Source organism: Spirillospora sp. NPDC046719 (genome assembly GCF_040645715.1).
Classification (GTDB): Bacteria; Actinomycetota; Actinomycetes; order Streptosporangiales; family Streptosporangiaceae; genus Spirillospora.
In genome coordinates, this window is sequence record NZ_JBEYYT010000008.1 from 56082 (window position 1) to 63433 (window position 7352).

Annotated in this window: 7 protein-coding genes; 5 read left to right on the plus strand and 2 right to left on the minus strand. The window is 74.3% G+C overall.

Annotated elements, in window-relative coordinates; translation table 11 throughout:
* From ABZ914_RS03095 to ABZ914_RS03110, 4 genes are all read left to right on the plus strand, one after another.
* Positions 1-1327, plus strand: a 1327-nt coding sequence (locus tag ABZ914_RS03095; protein WP_500191283.1) for an FG-GAP-like repeat-containing protein, incomplete at its 5' end; no start/stop codon positions are given.
* 260 nt (positions 1328-1587) lie between these two features.
* Positions 1588-2319 carry a dienelactone hydrolase family protein gene (locus ABZ914_RS03100; RefSeq protein WP_500191285.1) on the plus strand — a complete coding sequence of 244 codons (732 nt, stop codon included), beginning with the start codon at positions 1588-1590 and terminating at the stop codon, positions 2317-2319.
* A 147-nt stretch (positions 2320-2466) separates the two neighbouring features.
* A complete protein-coding gene (locus ABZ914_RS03105; RefSeq protein WP_500191287.1) occupies positions 2467-2970 on the plus strand; it encodes a DinB family protein in 504 nt (167 codons plus the stop codon).
* 72 nt (positions 2971-3042) lie between these two features.
* On the plus strand, positions 3043-4638 hold the full coding sequence (locus tag ABZ914_RS03110) for a class I adenylate-forming enzyme family protein (protein WP_500191289.1): 1596 nt from the start codon (positions 3043-3045) through the stop codon (positions 4636-4638).
* A gap of 112 nt (positions 4639-4750) precedes the next feature.
* Here ABZ914_RS03110 and ABZ914_RS03115 read toward each other — a convergent pair whose 3' ends face one another.
* Positions 4751-5398 carry a TetR family transcriptional regulator gene (locus ABZ914_RS03115; protein ID WP_500191290.1) on the minus strand — a complete coding sequence of 216 codons (648 nt, stop codon included), beginning with the start codon at positions 5396-5398 and terminating at the stop codon, positions 4751-4753.
* A gap of 122 nt (positions 5399-5520) precedes the next feature.
* On the opposite strand from ABZ914_RS03115, the gene ABZ914_RS03120 reads away from it, so the two are divergent.
* Positions 5521-6306, plus strand: a complete 786-nt coding sequence (locus ABZ914_RS03120; protein WP_500191291.1) for an SDR family NAD(P)-dependent oxidoreductase — start codon at positions 5521-5523, stop codon at positions 6304-6306.
* Between the two features lie 35 nt (positions 6307-6341).
* On the opposite strand, the gene ABZ914_RS03125 is transcribed toward ABZ914_RS03120, so the two are convergent.
* Positions 6342-7352 (minus strand): MFS transporter (locus ABZ914_RS03125; RefSeq protein ID WP_500191293.1); only part of this gene is annotated, 1011 nt, incomplete at its 5' end.

Sequence of the window (7352 nt, forward strand, 5' to 3'; positions counted from 1 at the left end):
GGCGGCCCCTTCCCTCATCGCGCCGAAGGTCGCCGCCTCGGCGGCCGCCGCCGCGCCCGCCTCGGCGAAGCTGTCGCTGACGGGCCAGTACCAGAACACGAACTACAAGTGCGTGCCCACCTCGGCGTCGATGAGCCTGTCGACGTTCGGCGTGTCCGTCAGCCAGGACACCCTGGCCGCCAAGATGGGCACGACGGCGTCCAAGGGCACCACCGGCAACCAGGCGCTGCCCGTCATGAACGGGTACACCGACCCGCTCGGCTACAGCTACGGCTTCTCCAGCGCCTCGACGGCGTCGACGATGATGGCGCAGGTCTCCTACGACGTCGGCGTGCTCAAGCGGGCCCCCGTCCTCGGCGTGTGGATGGAGAAGCTGCCGTGGAACGCCGGCATGAGCGGCTCCAAGGTCGGCCACGCGATCATCGCCTACGGCTACAGCACCAGCGCCGGCACGATCACCGTCTGGGACCCGTGGAAGCCCACCGGCGGTTCGCACACCATCAGCGCCGCGAAGCTCGCCGCGGACATGCAGCCCAGCGGCATGTTCAAGGTCACCGGCCACACCGACGCCGACCTGGCCAGCGTCGGGGACATGACCGGTGACGGCACCGCCGACCTCGCCGGTGTCGACCGCGCGACCGGGAAGCTGTGGCTCTACCCGGGCCCGAAGCTGGCGGCCGCGGACCGGCGCCTGATCGGGACCGGCGGCTGGAACGGCATGACCGAGCTCACCGGGATCGGCGACCTCACCGGTGACGGCAAGGCCGACCTCATCGCCGCCCAGAAGTCCGACGGGACGCTCTGGCTCTACCCCGGCGGCACCAACGCCCTGGGGACCCGCATCAAGATCGGGACCGGCGGCTGGAACGGCATGAAGGACCTCACCGGCATCGGCGACCTCACCGGTGACGGCAAGCCCGACCTCATCGGGGCCAGGAAGTCCGACGGCACGCTGTGGCTGTACCCCGGCGCGTCGAAGGCGCTCGGCAGCCGCATCAAGATCGGGAACAGCGGCTGGAACGGCATGACGAAGCTGGTCGGCGTCAAGGACATCACCGGCGACGGCAAGCCCGACATGATCGCGGTGCGGATCTCCGACGGCACCCTGTGGGTCTACCCGGGGGCGTCGAAGGCGCTCGGCACCCGCAAGGAGCTCGGCTCCGGCTGGGGCGGCATCCGCTCGCTCACCTACACCGGTGACATCACCGGCGACGGCGTCGCCGACCTGATCGGCGTGCAGAGCAACACCGGCGTGATGTACGTCTACGCGGGCCGCTCGACCGGGTTCGCCGCGCGCGTGCAGCTGACGTCAGGCTGGAACGGCTGACGGTCTTCCGCAGGCACCATGGCCCCGCGCCGGATCTCGGCGCGGGGCCTTTGCGCGCGGCGCCGCGATCGCGTCCGGGGAGCCTCCGGAAAATCCGTTGGCGGGACGCGGCGGCCGCTGCTACCTTGCCGGAGGCCGTGCGAGAGACCGAGGAGGTGGTACCCGTGAACGTATCGACATGGGTGCTCCCCTCAGGGGTCACGGTCGGGCGGTAGGTCGTCCGGGAGCGCCGTTCGCGAGCACTCCCGAAAGGCACGACCATGCACTTCACTTCCGAACAGCGCCTCGACGACGGTGTCCTCGAGCGCGGATTCACCCTCGGCGAGATCCCCGGCATCCTGTGGACGCCCGGATCCGCCTCCGCACCGGCCCCGCTGATCCTGATGGGCCACCCCGGCGGACTGAGCAGGATGTACCCCCGGCTGGCGGCGCGTGCCCGGCACGCCGCGGCGGACGGCTACGCCGCGGCCGCCATCGAGCTCCCCGGCAGCGGCGACCGGCCCCGCCTGGCGGACGTCGACGAGGCCCGCGCCGACCTGCGCCGGGCGCTGGAGGCCGGCGAGCCGGTCGGCGACGGCGTCGTGGACCGGCTCGTCCTCCCGCTGGTCGGCGCGGCTGTCCCGGAATGGCGCGTCGCCCTGGACGCCCTCCTCGCGCTGCCCGGGATCGGCGGCCCGGTCGGGTTCGCGGGAGGGCCGATCTCCATCGGCGTCCGGCTGGCGGTGGTCGAGCCGCGCATCTCGGCCGCCGTCCTGTTCGCGGGGAGTTTCGTGCCCCGCGCCATGTTCGAAGAGGCCCGGCAGGTCACCATCCCGCTGCTCGTCCTGCTTCAGTGGGACGACGAGGGGAACGACCGGCAGATGGCCCTGGACCTGTTCGACGCCTTCGGCTCCAGGGAGAAGACGCTGCACGCCAACATGGGCGGGCACACCGGCGTCCCGCGGTTCGAGGGGGACGACGGGAACCGGTTCTTCGCCCGCCACCTGAGGTGAGGCAGCACCTCGCAGGTCGCCGCGGTGGTGTCCCGTCCAGGCTGGGGGGCGCACGGCCTTCTTGCCGGAACGGCAAAGAATCGTGCCGATCGCTGCGCGCCCGCCGAGACTGGCCAGGTCATAGACCCGCCTGATCTGGAGGCCGCCATGCCCGGCACCGCGCGTCGCAAGCGCCGCGGCGACACCCCGCCGCCCCGGACGGGGAGCGGCGAGATCGAGACCCTGCGCGGGTTCCTCGACTATCTCCGCACCTCGATCGCCGCGAAGGTCGACGGCGCGCCGGAGCCGCGGGTGCGGGCGGCCGGGGTGCCGTCGGGCACGAACCTGCTCGGCCTGCTCAACCACCTCACCTCCGTCGAACGCTCGATGTTCCTCGGCGAGGAGGTCACCGACTGGCAGGCGACGTTCCAGGCCGCGCCGGAGGACGGCGTGGCCGACGTCGTCGGCCGCTACCGGGAGGCGGTGCGGCGGGCGAACGAGGTCCTCGACGGGTGCGCCGATCCCGGCGCACCCGTCCCCCGGCCGCGGACGGCGGGACGTCCCGCCCCCAGCGTCCGGTGGGCGCTCGCGCACATGATCGAGGAGACCGGCCGCCACGCGGGCCACGCGGACATCCTCCGCGAACTGATCGACGGTTCGACCGGCCGCTGACCTCGCGGGAGATCGCGGCCCCTCCGGTTTGTGGGATCTTTCGGGCAGGCGACGTCGTCCGAGGAGGCACCTGTGGCCAGTCCCTTCGACCGGGAGACCGTTGCGGCGTACCGGGCCGCCGGCTGGTGGGGATCGGAGACCGTGGCCGGGCTCGTCCGACGGCACGCGGTAAGGCGGCCGGACGACGCCGCCTACGTCACGGCGGACGGAACGCTGTCGTGGTCGGCCTACGAGGAGCACTCGACGCGGCTGGCGGAGCATTTCGCGGGGCTGGGCTTGGAGCCGGGCGAGCGGGTGGCGGTGCTGCTGCCGGACGGGCCGGCCTGGCACGTGACCGCCGTCGCGGCGGAGAAGGCCGGGCTCGTGCTCGTCGGCGTGGGGGCGCGCGCGGGCCGCCGCGAGCTTCGACATCTGCTGGAACGGACCGGCGCGCGCGCCCTGGTGACCCTCGGCGAGCATCGCGGCGCGCCGTCCACCGGCCTGGTGGCGGAGCTGCGGGCCGACGGCGCCGTCCTCTCCCACCACGTGGTCGTGGACCGGCTCGGACTCCCGGACGAGCCGCGCGAAGGCGACCCGGCCGGCCGCGCGCTCGGCCCCGACGAGCTGGCCATCATCAACTCGACCTCGGGCACGACCGGGCTGCCCAAATGCGTGTCGCACACCCAGAACCGCTGGTTCTACTTCAGCGAGCTGGCGCGGCAGGCGGGGGCGCTGACCCCGGACGACGTGTTCATGGGGGCCGTCCCCGCCCCGTTCGGGTTCGGGCTGTGGACGGCGCACTTCTGCCCGGCGGTCCTCGGGATCCCGACCGTGCTGATGGAGCGGTTCGACGCGCACGCCGCGCTCGACCTGATCGAGCGGCACCGCGTCACCGTCCTGCACTGCGTGACCACGCAGTTCATCATGCTGCTGAACGCCCAGGAGGAGAAGGAGCGCGACCTGTCCTCGCTGCGCTGCATGTTCACCGGCGGTGAAGCCGTCCCCTACGAGCGCGCGGCGCGGTTCGAGGAGGCCACCGGCGCGAAGGTGCTCCAGTTCTACGGCTCGAACGAGACCGGCGCGCTCAGCCGCACGACCCTGGACGATCCGCCGGAGGTGCGGCTGCGCACCGCGGGCCGCGTCATCCCGGAGATGCGGGTGCGGCTGTTCGACCCCGCGGACGGATCCGAGGTCACGGGCAGCGGTCGTCCCGGCCAGCCCGGCTGCCAGGGCCCCGCGACGTCCCCCGGCTACTACGGCGACCCCGCCGCCGACCGCGCCCTGTTCACCCCGGACGGCTGGATGCTGATGGCCGACATCGTCGAGATCGACGCGGCCGGGTGCCTGCGCGTGGTCGGCCGGCAGAGCGACCTGATCATCCGGGGCGGCAAGAACATCAGCGCCGCCGCCGTCGAGGCGGAGGTGGGCACCCACCCGGCGGTCGCGCTCGCCGCGGCCGTCGCGATGCCCGACGAGGTGTTCGGCGAGCGCGTGTGCGTCTACGCCGAGCTGCGCCCGGGCGCCGAGCTGGACCTGGAGGCGCTCACCGGCCACCTGGCGGAGCGCGGCGTCTCCCGCGAATGGCATCCCGAGCGGCTCGTCGTGCTGGACCGGCTGCCCCGCTCGTCCGGCGGCAAGGTCGCCAAGGGGGAGCTGCGCGCCGACATCCGCCGCCGCCTCACCCGCTGACCTCGGGCACCGGGACATCGTCGCCGAGCAGGGCCGAGCGCATCGGCTCGGGCACCGGCACCGCCCGGCGGGGATCGGCGGCGCCCGGCGGGGGCCAGCGGCGTCGGCCGGGCTAGCGGGCCATCAGGCGGAGGCCGGCGGTCAGTTCGCGGAGGCAGCGCACCACGAGGTCCGCGGGGGACTCGGCGGAGCCAGCGTCCGCAGCGGCCCACGCCTCCAGCGAGACGCGGATCGCGCTGGTCGCGGCGGCGGCGACCAGGCGGATCTCCAGCGGGTCGGCGTCCGGTCCGGCGAGGCGGGCGAGGACGGGCAGGAGCCGCTCCTCGGAGTCGCTGTTGACCTGCGACCAGACGGCCCGCAGGGCGGGGTCGGTGCGGGCCGCGCGCAGCAGGCCGCGGGTCCAGCGCAGGCCCTCCTCCGCCACCTCGTCCTCGGGGGAGAGTGACGTGACCGCCGCGGATTCGAGCGCCCGGGCGAGGCCGACGTCCGGGCCGGTCTCGGCGAGCAGCGCGCGCCAGCGGTCCCCGCCGGACGACAGGAGCGGGCCGACCGCGTCCTGCTTGTTGCGGAAGTAGCGGTAGAAGGTGCGCAGCGCGACGCCGGCGCGGGACGCGATCTCCTCGGCGGTCGTGCCGTCCGGCCCCTTGTCGGCGAACAGTTCGGCGGCCGCGCGGGCGATGTCGAGCTGCGTCGCGGCCTTGCGGCGCTCGGTCAGCGAGGGCGGGCCCGAGCGGGACGTCCGGTCCTGCTTCGTGTTCATGCGGGAAGCCTACGTCCACCCGGGACAGCGCGGCATGAAGCGCCATTCTGACAAAACGTGCCACTTTGACGTACCGTGGACATGAGGGGCCCTCCGGGCCCGCGATCCCACAGGGAGGCGACATGGACCGCTACAACGGACGCCGGGCACTGGTCACGGGCGGCGGCTCGGGCATCGGCCAGGCCACGGTGCTGCGCATGCTGGCGGAGGGCGGCGAGGTCGTGGCCGCCGACGTGAGCGAGGCGGGGCTCAAGGACACCGTCGCGAAGGCGGGCGAGCAGGGCGGGCGCCTGCGCACGGTGCTCGTGGACGTCGCCGACGAGGCATCCGTGCGCGCGGCGGTCGCGTCCGCCGTCGCGGCCCTCGGTGGCCTGGACGTCCTGGTCAACGCGGCCGGCATCCTGCGCTCCTCGCACACCGACCAGACGTCCCTGGCCGACTTCACCAGGGTGATCACGGTGAACCTGACCGGCACCTTCCTGATGATCCGGGAGGCGATCCCGGCGCTGCTGGAGGGCACCGGCCCGGCCGTGGTCAACTTCAGTTCGACGTCGGCGATGTTCGCCCACCCGTACATGGCGGCCTACGCGGCGAGCAAGGGCGGCATCCAGTCGATGACGCACGCCCTCGCCGCCGAGTACGGCAAGCAGGGGATCCGGTTCACGGCCGTCCAGCCCGGCTCGATCTCGTCCGGCATGACGGACGGGTCGGGGGAGAGCAGGCAGAGCCAGGGCCCCGGGCTGCCGGAGGACGCCGACCTCAGCCTGTTCGCGAAGCTCTCCCCCGCGCTCGGGAAGGGGTTCGCCGGGCCCGAGGCGGTGGCGGGGGTCGTCGCGATGCTCGCCTCGGAGGACGGCGCCTTCATCACCGGCACCGAGGTCCGCATCGACGGCGGCACCCACTTCTGACCGTCCGCCGCGGGCGGGCGGTCAGAAGCGGGCGGTCAGCCGCGCCCGCGGTGCGGGAGGAGCAGGCTCGTCAGCGCGAGGGCCAGGGCGAGGCCGGCCGCGATGAGGAAGACCCGCTCGTAGCCCGCGGCCCGCGTCGCGGTGCCGGCGGCGGTGGTCAGCACGGCCAGCCCCACCGATCCCCCCACCTGGCTCGCGGTCTGCGCGAGGCCGCCGATGGTGCCCGCGTCGTCCTCGGGGACGCCGGCGGTCGTCGCGGCCATGAGCGTGGGGAAGGTCAGCCCGATGCCGGCCGCGATGAGCAGCGTCGGCCCGAGGATGCCGGTGAGGTAGGCGGAGCCGCCGCCGGCTTGGGAGAGCCACCCGAAGCCGGCCAGGAAGGCCGCGCAGCCGGCGAGGATCAGCGGCCGGACGCCGGTGCGCGGCAGCAGCCCGGCGGCCCGCCGCGCGGTCACCACGAACGTCACCGCCGCGGGGGTCTGCCCGAGCCCGGCCCGCAGCGCGCCGTAGCCGAGGACGTCCTGCAGGAACAGCGAGGTGAAGTACCACATCGCGATGGCGATGCCGCCGAAGAGCAGCAGCATGCCGGTGCCGGCGGCGACCCCGCGGACGCGCAGCAGCCGCGGCGGCATCATCGGCCGGGCCGCGAACCGCGCCTCGACGAGGACGAACGCGGCGAGCAGGAGCAGCCCGGCCGCGGCGGGTCCGGCGACGGCCGGGGACGTCCAGCCGTGGTCGGTGCCGTGCATGACCCCGTAGATCAGCGCGGCGAGGCCCGCGGTCCCGGTGGCGGCGCCGGCGAGGTCCAGCGGTTCCCGGCGGCCGGCGCGGGCGCCGGGCAGCGCCGCCAGCGCGACCGCGACCAGCACCGCGCCGATCGGCACGTTGATCAGGAACACCCACCGCCAGGACAGGCCGGTGGTGAGGGCGCCGCCCGCGACGGCGCCGGCCGTCCCGCCCACGCCGCCGGCGGCGGACCAGGCGCCGAACGCGCGGGCGCGCTCGCGGCCCGCGGCGAAGCCGGTGGTGATCACGGCCAGCGTCGC

Excerpts from the sequence above, each read along its gene's own strand:
- ABZ914_RS03120 (WP_500191291.1), top strand. The coding sequence starts at position 5,521 with ATGGACCGCTACAACGGACGCCGGGCACTGGTCACGGGCGGCGGCTCG.
- ABZ914_RS03115 (WP_500191290.1), bottom strand. The coding sequence starts at position 5,398 with ATGAACACGAAGCAGGACCGGACGTCCCGCTCGGGCCCGCCCTCGCTG.
- ABZ914_RS03100 (WP_500191285.1), top strand. The coding sequence starts at position 1,588 with ATGCACTTCACTTCCGAACAGCGCCTCGACGACGGTGTCCTCGAGCGC.
- ABZ914_RS03105 (WP_500191287.1), top strand. The coding sequence starts at position 2,467 with ATGCCCGGCACCGCGCGTCGCAAGCGCCGCGGCGACACCCCGCCGCCC.